Source organism: uncultured Pseudomonas sp. (assembly GCF_913777995.1).
Classification (GTDB): domain Bacteria; phylum Pseudomonadota; class Gammaproteobacteria; order Pseudomonadales; family Pseudomonadaceae; genus Aquipseudomonas.
Genome location: NZ_CAJYVE010000004.1, coordinates 44,133 through 61,638, shown reverse-complemented (window position 1 = coordinate 61,638; position 17,506 = coordinate 44,133). Strand labels below are relative to the sequence as shown.

At 63.2% G+C, this 17,506-nt stretch carries 15 protein-coding genes and 1 tRNA gene; 8 read left to right on the top strand and 8 right to left on the bottom strand.

The window, feature by feature from the left end; all coding sequences use genetic code 11:
- Positions 1-6: 6 nt before the first annotated feature.
- Positions 7-474, bottom strand: a complete 468-nt coding sequence (locus QZ497_RS00830) for a hypothetical protein (protein ID WP_295470164.1) — start codon at positions 472-474, stop codon at positions 7-9.
- Positions 475-764: 290 nt separating this feature from the next.
- On the opposite strand from QZ497_RS00830, the gene QZ497_RS00825 reads away from it, so the two are divergent.
- A complete protein-coding gene (locus tag QZ497_RS00825; RefSeq protein WP_295470162.1) occupies positions 765-1,007 on the top strand; it encodes a DUF2789 domain-containing protein in 243 nt (80 codons plus the stop codon).
- A 41-nt stretch (positions 1,008-1,048) separates the two neighbouring features.
- Here QZ497_RS00825 and QZ497_RS00820 read toward each other — a convergent pair whose 3' ends face one another.
- From QZ497_RS00820 to QZ497_RS00805, 4 genes are all read right to left on the bottom strand, one after another.
- Positions 1,049-2,530, bottom strand: a complete 1,482-nt coding sequence (locus tag QZ497_RS00820) for a DUF2235 domain-containing protein (protein WP_295470160.1) — start codon at positions 2,528-2,530, stop codon at positions 1,049-1,051.
- 199 nt (positions 2,531-2,729) lie between these two features.
- A complete protein-coding gene (locus QZ497_RS00815; RefSeq protein WP_295470158.1) occupies positions 2,730-4,349 on the bottom strand; it encodes a methyl-accepting chemotaxis protein in 1,620 nt (539 codons plus the stop codon).
- Between the two features lie 194 nt (positions 4,350-4,543).
- A complete protein-coding gene (locus QZ497_RS00810; RefSeq protein ID WP_295470156.1) occupies positions 4,544-4,948 on the bottom strand; it encodes a TraR/DksA C4-type zinc finger protein in 405 nt (134 codons plus the stop codon).
- 239 nt (positions 4,949-5,187) lie between these two features.
- Entirely contained in the window at positions 5,188-5,982 is a 795-nt protein-coding gene (locus QZ497_RS00805) for a 5-deoxy-glucuronate isomerase (RefSeq protein ID WP_295470154.1), read from the bottom strand.
- 471 nt (positions 5,983-6,453) lie between these two features.
- Here QZ497_RS00805 and QZ497_RS00800 point away from each other — a divergent pair, with 471 nt between their 5' ends.
- Complete coding sequence (locus QZ497_RS00800) at positions 6,454-7,767, top strand: PAS domain-containing methyl-accepting chemotaxis protein (protein WP_295470461.1); 1,314 nt, start codon at positions 6,454-6,456, stop codon at positions 7,765-7,767.
- 12 nt (positions 7,768-7,779) lie between these two features.
- Here QZ497_RS00800 and QZ497_RS00795 read toward each other — a convergent pair whose 3' ends face one another.
- Genes QZ497_RS00795 through QZ497_RS00785 form a run of 3 tightly spaced genes read right to left on the bottom strand, consistent with a single transcriptional unit; the run spans position 7,780 to position 10,786 of the window.
- Positions 7,780-8,757 (bottom strand): lysylphosphatidylglycerol synthase domain-containing protein, encoded by a 978-nt coding sequence (locus QZ497_RS00795; RefSeq protein WP_295470152.1) that lies wholly within the window; start codon positions 8,755-8,757, stop codon positions 7,780-7,782.
- Positions 8,754-10,004 (bottom strand): cardiolipin synthase ClsB, encoded by a 1,251-nt coding sequence (clsB, locus tag QZ497_RS00790; RefSeq protein ID WP_295470150.1) that lies wholly within the window; start codon positions 10,002-10,004, stop codon positions 8,754-8,756. Before clsB ends, QZ497_RS00795 begins: the two co-directional genes overlap by 4 nt.
- Positions 10,001-10,786, bottom strand: a complete 786-nt coding sequence (locus tag QZ497_RS00785) for an endonuclease/exonuclease/phosphatase family protein (RefSeq protein WP_295470459.1) — start codon at positions 10,784-10,786, stop codon at positions 10,001-10,003. The genes clsB and QZ497_RS00785 overlap by 4 nt, the downstream gene beginning before the upstream one ends.
- Positions 10,787-11,002: 216 nt before the next feature.
- Between QZ497_RS00785 and QZ497_RS00780 the strand changes: the two genes are divergently transcribed.
- The 6 genes from QZ497_RS00780 to QZ497_RS00755 all read left to right on the top strand — a co-directional run bounded on the left by QZ497_RS00780 (position 11,003) and on the right by QZ497_RS00755 (position 17,448).
- Positions 11,003-11,440, top strand: coding sequence for a hypothetical protein (locus tag QZ497_RS00780; protein ID WP_295470148.1), 438 nt, complete (start codon positions 11,003-11,005; stop codon positions 11,438-11,440).
- Between the two features lie 288 nt (positions 11,441-11,728).
- Positions 11,729-12,268 (top strand): cytochrome b, encoded by a 540-nt coding sequence (locus QZ497_RS00775; RefSeq protein ID WP_295470146.1) that lies wholly within the window; start codon positions 11,729-11,731, stop codon positions 12,266-12,268.
- 97 nt (positions 12,269-12,365) lie between these two features.
- The gene (locus QZ497_RS00770) at positions 12,366-14,537 is read left to right on the top strand and encodes an outer membrane assembly lipoprotein YfiO (RefSeq protein WP_295470144.1); all 2,172 of its coding nucleotides are present in this window, start codon (positions 12,366-12,368) and stop codon (positions 14,535-14,537) included.
- Positions 14,507-15,250, top strand: a complete 744-nt coding sequence (locus QZ497_RS00765; protein ID WP_295470141.1) for a DUF3142 domain-containing protein — start codon at positions 14,507-14,509, stop codon at positions 15,248-15,250. Before QZ497_RS00770 ends, QZ497_RS00765 begins: the two co-directional genes overlap by 31 nt.
- 119 nt (positions 15,251-15,369) lie before the next feature.
- A tRNA-Ser gene (locus tag QZ497_RS00760) sits at positions 15,370-15,459 on the top strand.
- A 162-nt stretch (positions 15,460-15,621) separates the two neighbouring features.
- Positions 15,622-17,448: a hypothetical protein gene (locus tag QZ497_RS00755; RefSeq protein ID WP_295470139.1), complete on the top strand. Its 1,827-nt coding sequence runs from the start codon at positions 15,622-15,624 to the stop codon at positions 17,446-17,448.
- Positions 17,449-17,506 lie beyond the last annotated feature (58 nt).

Genomic DNA, 17,506 nt, shown 5'->3' with positions numbered 1-17,506 from the left:
GGCAGGTCATTCGCTGGGGCGGAAGTTCAGCTCGCCCTTGCGCCACTTGGCCGCCTTGGCGATGGCGGCCTTCAGGGTCGGGGCCAGTCCGGTCTGCAGGGCCTCACGGGCCGCGAACACCATCATTACCGCATACCCCTGCTTGAAGACGATACCCTGGCCTGCGTCGGTCTCGACGAAGGCGTACTCGCCCAGGCCATGAATGGTCGCCTTGAGGTCACGAAAGCGCAGCTCGAACTTGCCCCCTTCACGACTGGGCAGCACCGCGGCGCGAAAATGGTCGCCAACCTTGAGCTCCAGGCGCGATTTATCATCGACCACCAGATTGTTTTCGGTGTCGATCTCGGCCATGTACAGGCCCTCAGGCGACTGTTCGGCGATATAGACGAAACGTGATTGAAACTGCTTAACCAACTTTGCACGTAGATCACCGAGCACGAACAAGGCATGCGTATCCAGGTTACTTACAGCCAAAGTAAAAACTCCCGAAAAACTGAAAAATGAACCGCCCGGTTAATACCGCGCAGTGGACCGATCCTGTTATCACTCCTGAAAGGGCCGAGAGAAGCCCTGAAATCCCCGAGACGCTCTGCATCCGCTGATGCAGGCAGGCGGGGATTCTACCGGCTCTGACTGTCTATGGCACCCGGCGCGTGATTACAGTTCATATTAATTGTCGAAGTACAGTGAATATCGATCGAACTCTGAAGTGCGAACACACTCCGATCGAGAAGAATGGATCCAACTATTTGAAGGAGATGATCATGGAATTGCCCACTCATACACTCAATGATCTATTTGAACAGCTCGGCCTGGAATTTGATGATGCCAGTATCGAAGCATTCATTGCCGAGCATAGACTGCCTGATGGCGTGAAGCTGATCGATGCCGAGTTCTGGACACCGCAGCAGGCCGGATTTCTCAAGGAGGAACTGCGTGAAGACGCCGACTGGGCGCCGGTGGTCGATGAGTTGAACGTGCGCCTGCATGAGAAACCTGCCTCATAGGCCGACAGGCTGTAGCGACGCAGGCTGCACGCTCCATCGCGTCAATGCGGGTACCCCGGTTGCGCCACGTTGGCGTGAATGACCCGACCGCCGGTCTGCGGCGCATGGACGAACAGCGCATCGCCCAGCCCGCCCAGGGTACCGATGACCGGTCGCCAATGCGCCGAATGGTGGATGTAGCGACGGCTCAACAGAAGCTCCTCGGCGGTACTGAGCGCCACCTCATCGCCCCTGGCCTGTGCGATGAGGCGTTGTGCCACGCCCTGCAGTTCGTCGGGCAAGGCCAGTTCCGCGCTGTCTGTGATGGCTTGGAACGGCACCCCTTCATCACAGGCCAAGGCGTGCATGACCCGCAGGTGAACCCGCGACAGGTGTCCCAGCACCTCGCGGCGCAGGCAGACCGAGGCCATGACCAGTTGCTTGCCCAACGAGGTGTCACAACCACGACTGGCTACTTTCGAACACTGCACCTGCAAGGATGCCGAAGGGTCGGCCGGATCGATCCAGCGCTGGCCATCGAGTGCCTCAAGGTCGGCCTGTGCCTGCTGCCAGAGCGAGCTGTGCGCAAGCGGCGCGCTGCAGTCGACCACCGCCGTGCGCGGCCGGGTCAGCAGGACGTCCTCGACCATGCAAGGCAGGTAGCCACCGCCGATGTCCGAATGCGCCCCCGGCAACACGATCTCACGCGACCAGCCAGGCTGGATGCTGTTCAGCGCGAAGTTGCGCCGCCGTTCATCGCGTGCCACCAGGTGCAACACCTGCCGTGCGCAGCCGGCCGGCAAGTAGAGATTGACCCGCCGGTTACTGGCATCACGCACGTTGCCCAGGTCACGCCAGCTGCCTATCGCCGCGACGGTGTCGAACAACCCCACGACCATGACCTGGATGGAGCCCCGCGCCCAACCGACCTCCTCGGCCCAGGCGACCTGCTCATCATGCAGCAGCGCTTCCAGCACGCCGCGCTCACGCTTGAGCACCTCGTTGACCAGATGCCTGGCCGACGCCGCCCCCCGGCTGAAACCAAACAGATCCAGCTCCAGGGCCTGGATCACGCAGCCGGGATTGTGCACAGCGAAACTGGCCAGCGCGGCATTCAGCTTCTTCATGGCCACCTCCACTTTGGCCAATACACCGGTCGTGCCACGCCCGAAACTCTGCCCCGACCACAACGCGTCACGCCGCCCGGACTTGGTCCCCACGCCGCCAATATAAACAGCGTAATAAACTCGCCATTCATTGTTTTCCAGCACGGCACGAGGCGATTGCCGATAAAGTTCGGCCAGTCGCGCGATATTGGTCAGGTCATTACTGTAACTGCTCGAAGCCTTTTCATGGCGCCCGGCACACGCGGCCGTGTGATGGCGTTCGCCCGCTTGCATCGCAGCCCGGCAATCGGCGCCGATTCGCGTATTTACACGGTTATTTCCGGTGCCATCGAAGAAAATGCCGACCCTGGCGGTCACCCGCCGTGGCGCCCGCCTGTCGTCCTCGACTGCGGCGCGCCCATATATATTATTGTTCATCGTGTATCCATCCTTAGATGCGAGCGACTACAAACTTGCCACTAACGCGTTATACGCAATAATGAACAGCTTGCTCAGCACTCCACGACAGTCAAGCATTCATATGTATTTCAGAACTTTCCTACATCAATAGTTTTATTAAAGCGACGCCGTTGTGTCCGCCACCTGACCGGCCCGGCACGCTGGCGCTACTCGTGGTTCAGGCGCCGAGATGCTGTTCGGGCCGATAGCCCAGGCGCAGCCCACCCCAGTGCCGACCACGGACCATGATCGGCACCGACAGGTCATGCATCAGTTCACCGGTGTCGCGGGCATAGGTCTGCAACAGCACCGCCTGTTGATGGCTGCCGCAGCGAATGCCCGTGCGGTCGTCGAACTTGCGCTTGCTGCGGTTGCGCGCGGTGTCCAGCGCCGGATCACCGGTCAGCGGCTGATTGAAGGCGGCGTTGTGGGTCGGGACATAGCCCTGCTGGGTACAGGCGATGGCGAACACCAGCCCCTCGTGGCGCTTGAGCAGCGGCTCCTGTACCTCAGGCAGTACCTGGTCGGTGTAGCGGTCGAAGCGGGTATGAAAGCGTGGCGGGACGGTGCCTGGAATCGGCTGATAGTGGCGGTCGAACAGGTCATCCAGGCTGACCACGCCTTGCGTGATGTCAGCCTCGAAGCGCGCCGCGATCTGCTGCGCGCCTTCACGGGCCAGGTCGTAGATGCGCTGGTGATAATCGTCCAGGCCCACCTGCGCCAGACGCTGGCTGATGGTTTCGGCCTGCTGCTCCATCTGCACGGCCGCTTCGGCCAGCCGGGTGGTCTGCTGGTCACTGACAGCCAGGTCGCTGCGCATCTGGTCGACGGCGACGAACAGATGGCTCAGTTGCTCCTGATTGGTCTGGGCGCCCTGGGCGATTTCCGCCACCTGGCTTTCGACGCCGGCCGCCAGGTCGGCCATGCGCCCCAGGTGTCGGCCGGTGTCCTCGACCTGGCTGACGCCGCTGCCCAGGTCGGCAGACAACTGCTGGATCTGCGCCACCACCTGGGCGGTACGCTGCTGGATATCGGCGACCATCTGCCCGACCTCCTCGGTAGCCGTCGCGGTACGCCCGGCCAGGCCCCGCACTTCGTCGGCGACCACGGCGAAACCACGGCCATGCTCGCCGGCCCGAGCCGCTTCGATGGCGGCATTGAGGGCCAGCAGGTTGGTCTGGCTGGCAATCGACTGGATGACCTGGGCCACGCGTTGGATCTCTTCACTGCGCTGGCTGAGGGCCCCGATGACTTCCCGGCTGTCCAGCGCCAGCTGGCTCAGGCGATGCATGCGCTCGATGGATTCGGCCAGTACGCTACGCCCGGCCTCGCTGCTGTGCCGCACTTCGCTGGCCGCACCCAGGGCCTGCTGGCTCAACTGCGCGGTCTGTTGCTCGGTGGCGATCATCACATGCGCACTCTCGCTCACCTGTTCGGCGGCCTTGAGCTGCGACTGCACCCTGTCAGCCAATTGCCGCACGGCAAAGGACACGCTGGCTGCCGACAGCGCGTTGTGACTGGTGGTGTGGGAAAGATCACGGGTCAGCCGGGTGATATCGCTATCGGCCTGCGCAACGCTACCCGCCTGCACGCTGGGCCGACGTAGCCAGGGCAGCCAGATCAGCGCCACGCCCAGGGGCAGACTCGCCCACAGTGGCAGAAGGCTCGAACCGGCGACCAGCAGCAACAGGCACACCCCCAGGCTCTGGGCGGCGCCGAGCAACCAGGCGGGTAAAGAACGAGGTTTCTTCGCGGCGGGTTCTGCCAGCTTCCCTGCAAACGAAAGGTTTTCGGCCATGCTGTTCATCCCTGTGTTTCTTCTTTTTAGAAGTCGATTAAACGCCAGGCAACGGCCATTAGCCATGATCCGTTAGTGGTAGCTGGCCCTCATGAAGTGAATGCAGCCGGAAAAACGACGAACGGCGGCCACAACGAAACCGGGAGGCAATCGCTTGCCTCCCGGTCGGTGTCGCCCAACGCTGCCAGGTCGAATCAGTACTGGCGCTGATGCTTGTCGATGGACTCGTGACGCTCTTGCGCTTCGATGCAGTAGCGAGTGGTCGGGCTGATCAGCAAGCGCTTCAGGCCGATCGGCTCGCCGCTGTCATCGCACCAGCCAAAGGTGTCGTCAGCGATGCGCGTAAGGGCCATTTCCAGTTGTGGCAGCATGCGTTGGTCGCGCTCGATGGCGTTCACCAGCCAATGACGCTCTTCTTCCACGGAAGCGGCATCGGCAGGGTCTGCCGGGCTATCCAGGCTCTCGATGGCGGCACGACTCTTCTCGATGCGCTCATGGATTTCAACTTTCATGGACTGCAACAGCTCGACGAAGAAAGCGTGCTGCTCGGCATTCATGTAGTCATCGGCCGGCATGGCCAGCAACTGTTCCTTTGTCATTGATTTCTCTAATAAAAAACGTGCATTTAGCCGATCTGCAGAGGATCCGTGCGAGCCCCTGAAAGCGCCCGGCTTTCACGGCGAGGCCTCGGACTCCGGTCACGAGGGGCGGCAGTCTAAGGCCGCCTTGCGCACTCGGCAACCCACCTGCCCTGCGAATGACCAACAATTAGGGCAAAGACCTGTAAAAAAGCAGGGTCATGCACCCTGAGGCTGGCCCCTCGAGTCAGCAGCAGCCATCACAGGTCGTGCCAGTCGGCGTCGCGACGCCCTGGCAGTGGCGAGGCGGCCTTCACGCTCAGGCAATAGCTTTCACAACCCAGGGGCACACTCAGCGGATGCAGCCCCTTGGGCAGGCTGACCAGGTCATGATTTTCCACCGCCATGGCCTGGTCGATATGCCGGTCGAAGGTGTATACCCGCTGGAACACGAAGCGGTCGACCGGGCTGACCTGGTGGTAGCAGAGCTCTTCGACAGTGTCTGCCAACGCGTCGCCTTCAGGCGCTTGCACGGGCGGCAGGCAGCCGGACGAATAACCGGGCGGCGCATGCACTTCGATCACCAGCAGTGAATGAATCAACTGGGCATCGGACAGCACTTCGTAGACCAGACAAGTGCCGGTGCCCTTGCCGCGCATGCTGCGGCGCATGCTGTCAGGCGTGATCAGCCGCGCGGGAAAAGGCCCACCCTCAGCGCCTGGCGCCGAGCAGACCGCCAGGCTGGCCGGCCCCAAGGCGAGGAACTGCGCCTGGCTATTGGGCGGCAGATAGATCGCATAAGGGGGCCGGCGCTCGAACACCGAATGCCGCGCACCGATATTGGCCCAGCCAAAGGCGCCCTGCCCCTGTGCCTCGCCATTGACGCTGACGCGCCCTCCCAGCACCACCACACACTGTTCTCGGGCCTGTGCCGCCAAGGGCAGGATCTCTCCAGCCTCAAGGCGATAAGCGGCAAAGCCCAGGGACATCGGCTCGGCAACGGAGGAACCGACAATGCGCGTGCCGGTCGGGTTGCTTTTGCTCAGCAGACTCATGAGGACCAGCTCCTGTTGGCATTCTGCACTGCTCGGCAGTGCTCGCGGACGGGCGAACGCCACAGGCTGCGTGGCCGATCGACGCTTCAGCTGGAGGATAGGTCTGCCTGCGAACCCGTGGCCCGAAGGCCATTACCTCATGTCGGAAAATCCGCCCTTGCTGTTCGACGCTGTCAGGTCGTAGCGCGAAAATAGAGAGAAGCTATTGAACTAACTTACACACTAACAACACTTCAATGACAGCGACGCGATGTTCTTCGGAAATGTTCAACAAATATGGGGAATCCTGGGCCTGCAAAGGGTGCTAGACACGGATGCGGCGTATTCGCATGAGCGAATTCATTTGAAAGAATGAATTGTACAAAGTAGCAAACTGACATCAATATTTTCGTCAACGCGCCAGGAACGGGTGCGTGCCGTCCCGCACACTCAGGGAAATGACTCGTGCTCAACCTCTCTGAGTCTGCCGCCATGTTCTTCAAATCCAACAGTAAAGAAATCGCTGCCCTGCAACAGGTCATCGAACAGCAGGCCAGCCTGCTCAAGGCCATCGACCGGTCGATGGCCAGTATCGAGTTCGACCTCAATGGCGTGGTGCTGAGCGCCAACGACAATTTCCTCACGACCATGGGCTATCGCCGCGAAGACATCGTCGGCAAACAGCACCGCATGTTCTGCACCCCGGAAGACGGGCGCAGCAGCGAATACGACCGCTTCTGGTCGCGCCTGCGCAGTGGCGAGTTCGTTTCCTCGACCTTCCGGCGCCTGGCCAGCGATGGGCATACCGTGTGGCTGGAAGCCAGCTACAACCCGGTGCGCGATGCTCAGGGCAAGGTGGTGAAAGTCATCAAGTATGCTGCCGACGTCACCCAGCAGGTCGAGCAAGCCAACGAAGCACGCAGCAAGCTGGAGGCGATCGACCGTGCCATGGCGGTGATCGAGTTCAGCCCTGATGGGCATATCCTCAAGGCCAACGCCAACCTGACCCGCACCATGGGCTACAGCGAGGCCGAGCTGGTCGGCAAGCACCATCGCATGCTGTGCCCGCGAGAAGTGGCCGAAAGTGCCGAATATGCTGACTTCTGGCGGCGTTTGAACAAGGGTGAGTTCTTCAGTGGCCAGTTCCACCGCAGCGGCCGCAACGGTCAGCCGATCTGGCTGGAAGCGACCTACAACCCGATTTATGACGCCAGTGGCAAGCTGTGGAAAGTCATCAAGTTCGCCTCCGACATCACGCCACGGGTCGAACAGCACGAACGTGACGCCAGCAGCGCCGCGCAGGCGTATCACATCTCGGTGGAAACTCGCAAAGTCACCGAACACGGCACCGAAGTGATCCAGCAGGCGGCCGAGGAAATGCGTCAGATCTCGCTGAACATCGAGGACTCGTCGCGGATCATTACCCAGCTGGGCGCGCGTTCAGAGCAGATCACCGCCATCGTCAACACCATCCGCAGCATCGCCGAGCAGACCAACCTGCTGGCCCTTAACGCGGCCATCGAGGCCGCCCGTGCTGGCGATCAGGGTCGTGGCTTCGCCGTGGTGGCCGATGAAGTGCGCCAGCTGGCAGGCCGCACCAGCCGCTCGACAGCGGAGATCTCCGAGATGATCGACATGATCCAGAGCGAAACCCGCCAGGCCATCGACAGCATGGACAACACGCGCACCACAGCGGTCAAGGGTGTCGACCTGGCCGACCAGGCCGGCTCGGTGATCGTCAAGATCAGCGAAGGCACCAATAACGCCGTGGACGCGGTGAAGATGTTCGCCAAGCTGGGCCACTGACCCACGGCCGGCTCAGCCGGCCGCGCGGTTCTTCTCGCTGAGGGCCTTGGCACGTTTTTCCAGCACCAGGTACACCACCACCGCCAGCAGCAACGGCAGCAGGAAATAGATCGCCCGGTAGCCGATCAGTGCGGCCAGCAGTGTGCTCTTCGAGAACTGATGGGCCAGCAGGGTGATGAACACGGTTTCCAGCACCCCGAGGCCTGCCGGGATGTGGGTGATGACCCCGGCGATGCTGCTGATCAGCAGCACGCCGAGAATCGCCGGGTAAAACGCCTTTTCCGGTAGCAAGGTGAAGATCACCAGGGCCATCAGCGACCAGTTCAACGCGCCCAGGCCGGCCTGCAGCAGGGCCTGCCCCAACGAAGGCAGAACGATCTCCTGATCCCGCACCGTCCATGAGCGCCGCCTGGAGAAGCGGCAAGCCAGCAGGTAGGCCGCGCACAGGGCCAGCAATCCGAGACCGATCAGGCGTAGAGTCGTCGAGCCGATCGACCACTCAGGCGGCAGCTTCAGAAAGCCTGCGGAAAACACCACCCCGGCCAGCAGCATGTAGCCCAACCAGTTGGTGATCAGGCTCAGGCTGAGAACACGAGTGATGGTCGGCACATCCAGACCCAGCCGTGAGTACAGCCGGTAGCGCAAGGCGATACCGCCGACCCAGGAACTGAGGTTGAGGTTGAAGGCGTAGCAGACGAAGGTCACCGGGATCACCTGGGCGATGCTCAGCCGGTGGCGAGTGTAGAAACGCGCGAGGATATCGAAGCCGCAGTACACCAGGTAACTGGTGGCGGCCACCCCAGCCGCCAGTGCCAGGGTGCTGGCCTTGTAGGAACGCAGGGCCTGCAGCACTTCCTGCCAGTCGAGGTTCTTGACCAGCAGGAACAGCAACACCGGCACAGCGATGAAGAAGAACAGCTTCAGGCCCCGCTTGGCCCACATCCAAGAGGGCGAATGCCCGTTGCGCTCCACGGTGCCGGCCTGGCTCATGAGGTCTTCTCCTGATTGGACAGCTCGGCAGCCGCCTGCTGTTGATCCTTGATGACGCGGGCTTCAGGCATCACGTCCTTGGCCCGCAGCGGCTTGAGGCGCATGCCATGTACCGGGAACAGGCCGGCGATGGCCGGGAAATGCCGCAGGAAGTGGAAGCACAGAAAGATCATCGGTGCCCGCCACCACTGGCCACGTGCCGCGCCCTTGAGGGTGATCGGTACGCTGTGGGCGGCGGCCAGGCCCATCAGATGTTCCTGCAGGTGCTGGTTCAGGCGCGCATCGCGGATGAACAGGTTGGCCTCCAGGTTCAGTGCCAGGCTCAGCGGGTCGAGATTGCTGGAACCGACCGTGGACCACTCATGATCGATCAGCGCCACCTTGCCGTGCAGCGCGCGCTGCTTGTACTCGTGGATCACCACACCGTCGCGCAGCAGGTAGGTGTAGGTCAGCCGCGAGCAGACGCGCACGAAGGGCATGTCCGGCTTGCCCTGCAGAATCAGCGTGACCTTCACCCCGCGTCGCGAGGCGTTGCGCAATTCGCGCAGGAAGCGGTAGCTGGGAAAGAAGTAGGCATTGGCCAGGGTAATCCGCGTATTGGCCTTGCGGATCGCCGCCAGGTACTGCTCTTCGATATCGGTGGTGTGCTGCTGGTTGTCACGCTCGGCCAGCAGCATGCGCGCACTGCCGGCATGCTCAAGGCGCAACGGCACCGGTTCCAGGCGCCTGCGCACCGCCGGGCTGAGCATGTGCAGGGCGCTGTGATGGATATCGGCGATGATCGGCCCACGCACCCGCACCGCGTAGTCCTGCTTGGCAGTCAGGCCGGTGTCGGTCATGTGATCGACGCTGTAGTTGATGCCGCCGATGAACGCCTGTTCGCCGTCGATCACCACCACCTTGCGATGCAGGCGGCGGAACAGGTTGGTGCGCATGCCCATGAAGCGCGGCTGCGGATCGAACAGCTGGATCTGTACGCCGGCGTCGATCATCTGCTTGACGAACACCGAGCTGAGATCGCAGGTGCCGTAGTCGTCGACAGTGACCACCACTTGCGCTCCATTGCCGGCCGCTTCGATCACCGCCTGCTGCAGCCCCTCACCAATGCGATCCTCGAAAATGATGAAGGTCTCGATCAGCACCTGCCGACGGGCGCTGCGGATCGCGTCGAACACCGCCGCATAGAAGTCTTCGCCATTGATCAGCAACTCCACCGAGTTGCCATCACGCCATATGCCTTGGGTCACAAGCTCACCTCCACGGCCAGGGGCGCATGGTCGGACAGATGCGACCAGGGCCGATTGGACAACACACGCGGGCGGCGGCTCTGCGCATTGGCCACGTAGATGCGGTCCAGGCGCAGCAGCGGCCAGCGCGCCGGAAAACTGCGCGCCGCAGCGCCGGTGTGATGCACGAAGACTTCATGCAGGCCGGTGCCTTCGAGCAGCGCATCGGCGCGCAGGCGCCAGTCGTTGAAGTCGCCAGCGACGATTACCGGCTCACCCTCGGGCAGACGCCGGACCAGTTGCGCCAGCAGGCGGATCTGCTGTTCACGGTGCTTCTCGCGCAGGCCCAGGTGTACACACACGGCATGTACTTCGCCGAACTGCGGCACCTCCAGCACGCAGTGCAGCAGGCCACGCTCTTCGGTGCCATGAATCGACACATCGAGGTTCTCGTGACGCACGATGGGGTATTTGGAGAGCAGCGCGTTGCCGTGGTCGCCTTCCGGATAAACCGCATTGCGGCCATAAGCGAAGCTGCTCCACATGCTGTCGGCGAGGAACTCGTACTGGGAGATGGTCGGCCAACCCTCGACCCGGCTGGCATGGCGCTGGTGCTCACCATGCACCTCCTGGAGAAACACCACGTCAGCCGACACGCTGCGCACCGCTTCGCGCAGCTCCGGCAGGATGAAACGGCGATTGAAGAAGCCAAAGCCCATATGCATGTTCATGGTCAGTACGTTCAGTGAGAGGCTGGCCGATACCGGCTGCCGGGCGCCGACGGGCGGATGGGCACGGGTCAACAACGCTTGCTCCTTCTGGGACCGGCGGCGGGCCAGGGACAACCTGCCGTTCAGAGCATATGAAGCCTGCCGGGCCAGGGGGTTCCGTCGCTTGTCGGGCAGCGCCGGTCGCGCCCTGGCGCGGCTGCCGGTGGTCGTTGCGCACGGAACTTTGCCGTCGCGCAACGATTCACCCGTTGACGGCAAGCCCCATGCTGGACGGCCAGGAGGCCCACCATGAAACCTGTCATTGCCCTGCTTCTGCTGTGCGCCTGCCCACTGGCCCGTGGCGAGGCCTGCGATGTGACGACTCGGCCGGCCAGCGGCCAGGTGCCGGTGGTCCAACCCCACCAGTGCTACGAGTATCAGGGCATGCCCGAAGGCTCGATCGACTGGTCGTGCAGCAATCAGGACCAGGGCGCCAGCCCCAGCAGCAAACGCAAGGTCGCGCGCTGCCCACAGGGTGCCGTGGCGTCCTGCTCGGCGACCCTGACCCAGGAGTCGCTGGCCAGTGAACGCTCGGCCAGCCGCGAGCCAGGCCAGGACAGCCCGAACATTCCTGATGGCGCGCGGGTGATCACCTGGTACTACGAGGTGCAGCCGCAAGGCCAGACCCAACGTGACTGCGAGCACAATGGCGGGACCTTCACCTTTCCGGTGCAACCCGGTCCTTAGTCCGCGCCCCTGCTCAACAGTCAGCGCCCCCCAGGCGCGGGCGGCCAGGGAACGATCTCCCAGGTCTGCGCTCTATCGGCCTGACAGCGCCGTCCTCGCTGGTCGGCAGCATGGCGCTGCGCGCTGATGAATATTGCCTAGACTCAGCTGAAGCCGTTTGCCCCCTGCGGTAGGCACAAGCCTTGCTTGGCCTGTGCAACCGCGCGACAAGCGGCTGAAATCCGTCGCATCAGGCAACTTGGTGAGGGATGTCTCGCCGTTCGATCAACCCTGGTTTGGAATCCTGCTGTGGCCATTCTTTCTGCGCATCGCTACACCCCGAAAGCCCGCTGGCTGCACTGGGTCATGGCTGCTCTGGTCGTGCTCGCCTACTGCCTGATCCTCAGCCGGACCCAGTTCGAGCGGTTCTCGCCTTATCGCGCGATGGTCGTCCAGGGACACTTCATGGTCGGCCTGTTGCTGCTCGGCCTGGCGTTCTTCCGGGTCGCCGAGCGACGCCGCCACAGCCCCCCGTCCATCAACCCGCCCTTGCAAGGCAGCCTGCAACGCCTGGCGACCCTGACCCATTACCTGATGTACGCCTTTCTGTTCGTCCAGCCGGTACTCGGCCTGCTCACCGTGATGGTGGAAAAAGGCGCCTTGCCGATCGTCTTCACCGGCTGGTCGATTCCCTGGCCGCTGACCACCTCGGGGCACGTCGCCGAGCGCTTTGAAGACCTGCACAAGTTGTTCGGTTCACTGTTCTATTTCGTCGCCGGCTTGCATGTAGTCGCTGCGCTCTGGCACCACTTCATCCGCAAGGACGACACCCTCAAGCGCATGCTGTAACCCGCGTCGAATTCTGCATCACAGACCTGCGTGCAGGCAGAAGGACAGGCTATGATCTGCGCCTGATTATTTTGCCTACATGATTGAAGGACTTTTCATGCGCACGCGGCTGTTGACTACCTTGGCAGTGATCCTGGGTTCGGTTTCCTCCTTTCAGGCCCAGGCCAGCAGTGACGACTCCTGCTATCCACGCTGGTCGCTGATCAAGGAAAACCTCGAGGCGTGCAACAACCTGCCTTTCCTCAGCCCCGGCAACGACTCCCAGGTCAACCTGCGCCTGCTGCTCGCCGACAAAGGCGCATTGCCGCTGAACCCGCAACCGCTGCAGGCCATGGACTTGGATGCCGGCTACGGGCCAGTCCCCTTCCCGACTTATCGGCTGCGCCCGGCGGACAAGCCGAGCGATCCTGACCCCTCGGCACCGGCCAATCCTCGTCTGACGCGCCTGCAAGCCATGGGCCTGGCACTGCCCGAGCACAGCGCCGGTGATGACTTTCTCCAAGGCGAAGGCAGCCGTTGTCGCAGTAACGATGCCTTTGGCGCCCTGGACTTCATCGGGCAGGTGCTGGACAGCTCGGACATCACCGACCCGGAACGCAAGCCCCTTGCCGAGGCGCGCCTGCAGATGCTCGGTGCCTGCAGTTGGGAGCCCGCGCAGCAGGCCAGCCTGATCCCCGCCAGCCTGCCCTCGCCCGCCGCCCAGGCATTCGCGACCTACCTGCGCGCCGCCGCCGACTTCTATAGCGGTCGCTTCGACGAAGCCAGCCAGGGCTTCACTGCACTGGCCGGCAGCTCCCAACCCTGGCTCAAGGAAACCGCGGCGTACATGAGCGCGCGCACGCTGCTCAACCAGGCGCAGCAGGACGCTTTCGACGAATACGGCCAGCTCACCGAAGAAATCGCCGACAAGGCCCTGGCGCAACAGGCCGCTCAGCGGCTGCAGGCCTACCTGTCTGCCTGGCCACAAGGGACCTATGCAGCTTCGGCCAGGGGCCTGCTGCGCCGGGTTTACTGGCTCAGCGGCGAGGATGAACAACTGACCACCGAGTACATCTGGCAATTGACCCAGGCCCGCGAAGAACAGCGCAACGTCGACCTCGACGAACTGGTCAACGAGATCGACCTCAAGCTGTTGGGCGCAGGGACCGGCATTCTTCCCGACCCCATGCTGATGGCCGTCAGCGATCTGCTGATGATGCGTGAACAGAACCAAACGCGCCTGTCGCTGGACGATCTGCAGGCCCAGAAGGCGGTATTCGACAGCCAGCCGGCGCTGTTCGACTACTTGCAGGCCGCACATGCCCTGTACGTGCAGGACGACCCGGCCAAGGCCCTGACCTTGCTACCCGCGGCCCCGGCGGCCAACCTCGACTACTTGGGCTTCAGCCAGCAGATGCTGCGTGGCCTGGCCCTGCAGGCCCGGCAGGACTGGAAAGGCGCGCAACAGACCTGGCTGGCAATCCTGCCCCAGGCCAAGGCGCCCTTGCAGCGCGAACAACTGGAGCTGGCCCTGGCGATGAGCTACGAGCGCGACGAGCAACTGGCGCGGGTGTTTGCCAGCGACTCGCCGATCCGCTCGCAGCAGGTGCGCAACATCCTCCTCAGCCATGTGGCCGATGCCGAGCTGCTGCGCCAGCAAACTACCCAGGGCATGGATGAACAGGAACGCCAGCTGGCGCTGTTCGTGTTGCTGTACAAGGATCTGCTGCGCAGCCGCTACGCGGATTTCGCCGAAGACTTCAAGCGCCTGCCCAGCCCGATGGCCGGCGAAAACCTTGGCCGTGCGCTGGACTACTTCTACTTCAACCAGCAGGCGCCTACCCTGGCGATGTTCCTGTGGCAGGGCGACAAGGCCGAGTCCGGCTATGCCTGCCCGAGCATCGCGCAGACCGCCGCCGCGCTGCAGGCCGACAGCAAGGATCCCAAGGGGCTGAACTGCCTGGGCGAGTTCATCCTGCGCAATCGCCTGGACAGCATGTCCCTGGATCAACGCCGCGACGCCGACACCCTGGGCGGCACCGCACCGGGCTTCGCCGGCGAGGTGTATTCTCGCCTGGACGGCTATCGCCAAGTGATCGACAACCCCAAGGCCGGTCGCGACGAGAAAGCCTACGCACTGTTCCGCGCGATCAACTGCTACGCCCCCTCCGGCTATAACAGCTGCGGCGGCCAGGAGGTCGAGCCGCCGGTGCGCAAGGCCTGGTTCCGCCAGCTCAAGACCACCTACGCCAGCACCCAATGGGGCCAGATCCTGCAGTACTACTGGTGAAATCCGTGAGGGTATGGCGCTGGCTGGCGCTGTTCGGCCTGCTCGGCGCCTTGCCGGCAGCCGCAGCGGTAGACGCCCGCCACTACGATGCCTTCTGGCTCTGGGCCGGCGTCGAAGGGCAACCGGTGCTAGCCGAGGCCAGGACCCTGTACCTGCTGCAGGGCCAGGTCAGCCAGTCGCGACGCAGCGGCCAGGTCAACTTCATCGCCCAAGGCCCGGCGGTCAGCCGCCTGCCGCAGCCGGAACTGTGGATCGTCTACCGCGCCCACACCCTGCGTTGGCCAGAAGCGGTATACCGCCAGCTGTTCGCCCAGGTGCAACGCTGGCGGGCCGCAGGCAACCCAGTGGTCGGTATCCAGATCGACTTCGACGCGCGTACCCGCTACCTGGACGAATACGTCAGTTTCCTGCACGACCTGCGCCAGCGCATGCCCGCCGACTACCGCCTGAGCATCACCGGCCTGCTGGACTGGAGCAGCCACGCCGACGCCAACGCCATCGCCGAGCTCAAGGGCGTGGTCGACGAAGTGGTGGTACAGACCTACCAGGGCCGCCACAGCATCCCCGACTACGGCGCCTACCTACCCCGCCTGAGCCGCCTGGGCCTGCCATTCAAGGTGGGCCTGATTCAGGACGGCCATTGGCAGGCCCCCGACTTTCTGAGCGACAGCCCCTGGTTCCGCGGCTACGTGGTGTTCCTGCAGAACCGCTGAGCGCCGCCGAGCGCTTTTTTCGCTTAAGCGCATGAAAAATCTGAAAAAACATTTGCATAAGAAAAAGCGTTCGACTACATTAGCGCACCTCGACGGACGCAACGTCCGAAACGAGCTACGGTGAGATGTCCGAGTGGTTTAAGGAGCACGCCTGGAAAGTGTGTATACGAGAAATCGTATCGAGGGTTCGAATCCCTCTTTCACCGCCAAATTCGATGTAGACAAAAGCCCCGGCCTGCAAAGTCCGGGGCTTTTTGTTTATGCCCATGCAGCCCGACGCTTCCGCCTCTGGCCCACTCGCAGCTATGATCCGGGCATCTTGCATCTCTTGATGAGGATGCACCTGCCCTGGGCACAAGGTCCCCTGCACCATGCTCGAACGCCCCTATAAGGATGACGACTCGCTGCTCGTCCTGATCGTCAAACTGCTGTTCAACCTGGCGCTGCTGGTGGTGCCGTTCATCATTCCGTTTTTCCTGCCGCCGCTGCTGGTGCTGGCCTACTGGCTGGGCGCGCACTTGGCCGAGTGGCTGGAGAACCGCATCACCGGCGAGGTGAACGGCACTTTCGTGTGGGTGCTGGGTGGTTGCCTGGGGTTGAGTGCGCTGGTTGCCACCCTGGTGTCGCCGGGGCTGGCCGGCACGCTGGCCGGGGTGCTGTGCTTCGTGGTCCTGCTGCTGGTGCATGAAGGCTGGAAGCGGCTGGCGGGGCTGACCTTCAAGACACCACCGCAAGGCCCGGGCCTGACCCGCACGCGCTCCACCGCCAGGCCGGGCACCAGCGCTTGGAGTGGGCCAGCGCCGGTGACACCGCAAGGTGAAGCGGTGCGCGTAATGCAGTGCAGCGAGTTCGTCATGGGCGGGCCGGCGGTGTGCGACTACCTGCTGCCGGACGGCAGCGTGATCAACGGCGGCGGAGCCTCCACCGCCTTCTCCCCGGACGGGCGCTACTTCGTGACCCCTGCGCCGTCGCGCACGGACTGGCCGCTGCTGATTCTCGACCGGCAGCTCGGCCTGCTGCATGTCTGCGACGTACAGAGTCGCTTCTGGGAGATCGACGAAGTCAGCGACACCACCATTATCGGACGGCAGAGCCCGCTGACCGACGACAGCGCCTGGGCGGCGCAGATCGACGAGCTTATCGCCCACGGCCAGACCCACGAGATGCATGAAGTGGCGGGCCTGAAAATCGCCAACGACCAGTGGCAATACCTGCAGCAGCGCCAGGAACAGGCCTTTCCTGCACCACCGCAGGCTGGTGGCCCGTCGTTCACCTGGCGCCCATGCATACCGGATGACCTCACCGTGCTGGAGAATCCGCTGGATCCGTTGTGGTACCCGGAGGCGCAGATCAGCGTCGACGGGCAGCCCAGTGGTCTGCGCCTGTCCATGCAGTTCCCCAAGGTGGCCTGGCGCGCCGACGGCCTTGCCCTGGCCTGCCTGGCCAGCCAGGGCGATGATCGGCAGAGCCACTGGTGGGTCTGGGACCGCGAGTGGAGACGCCTGCCGCCACTGACCGATCTTGCCGACTACATGCCACGCGCGCTGACATACGGCGCCGCACAGCTGGACCGCAACTCCCTATACCTCGAATGGGAACTCATGCAACCCTACCTCGCCGATGATGAGCAAGGCACGCTGAGCGGCCTGACTGCCAGCGCCTTGGAAATCGACGGCAAGGTGTTCGAACAACCGCGAATCATTCAGCGCGCCTCGCTGCACGAGCCGACTCAGGAACGAGTGCAGAGCGCGCCCCTGGCGGGCGGACAACGCCTGGAGTGGCAGCGTCTCTACGTGGACGAAGCCCTGTCCTGGCCGGTGTATCGCTGTTATCTGGGGAGCCAGGCGCTGCCCGGTGAATGGCTGCTCGACCATCGGATCAGCCCCAAAGGCCAACAGGTCGCCCTGGTGGCCTATGCCCCGCCGCCAGCGGCGCCCCACCGGCTGGCATTGCTGGATGCCGCCAGCGGCGAGGTGACCTGGCTGCCAGGCGAGTTCCTGGCCGCGCAACTGCAGGGGCTGAGCGATGAACACCTGTACCTGCTGCATATAACAGGTCGCCTGCAGGTCGCCGCGCCGCCCTCTCTGGAGCAAACCTTGCTGCCTGGTCTGCCGGACATGCAGAACGCCGCAGCTTTTCTGGAAACCGGGGAAAACCAGCGTCTTTATTACTCCAGAGCCCGCATTCCGACGAAATGACCGTTCGGTTTAGAAATCTGATCTAGGGTGAATTCGGAGCGGCCCGCGACGGGCCGGC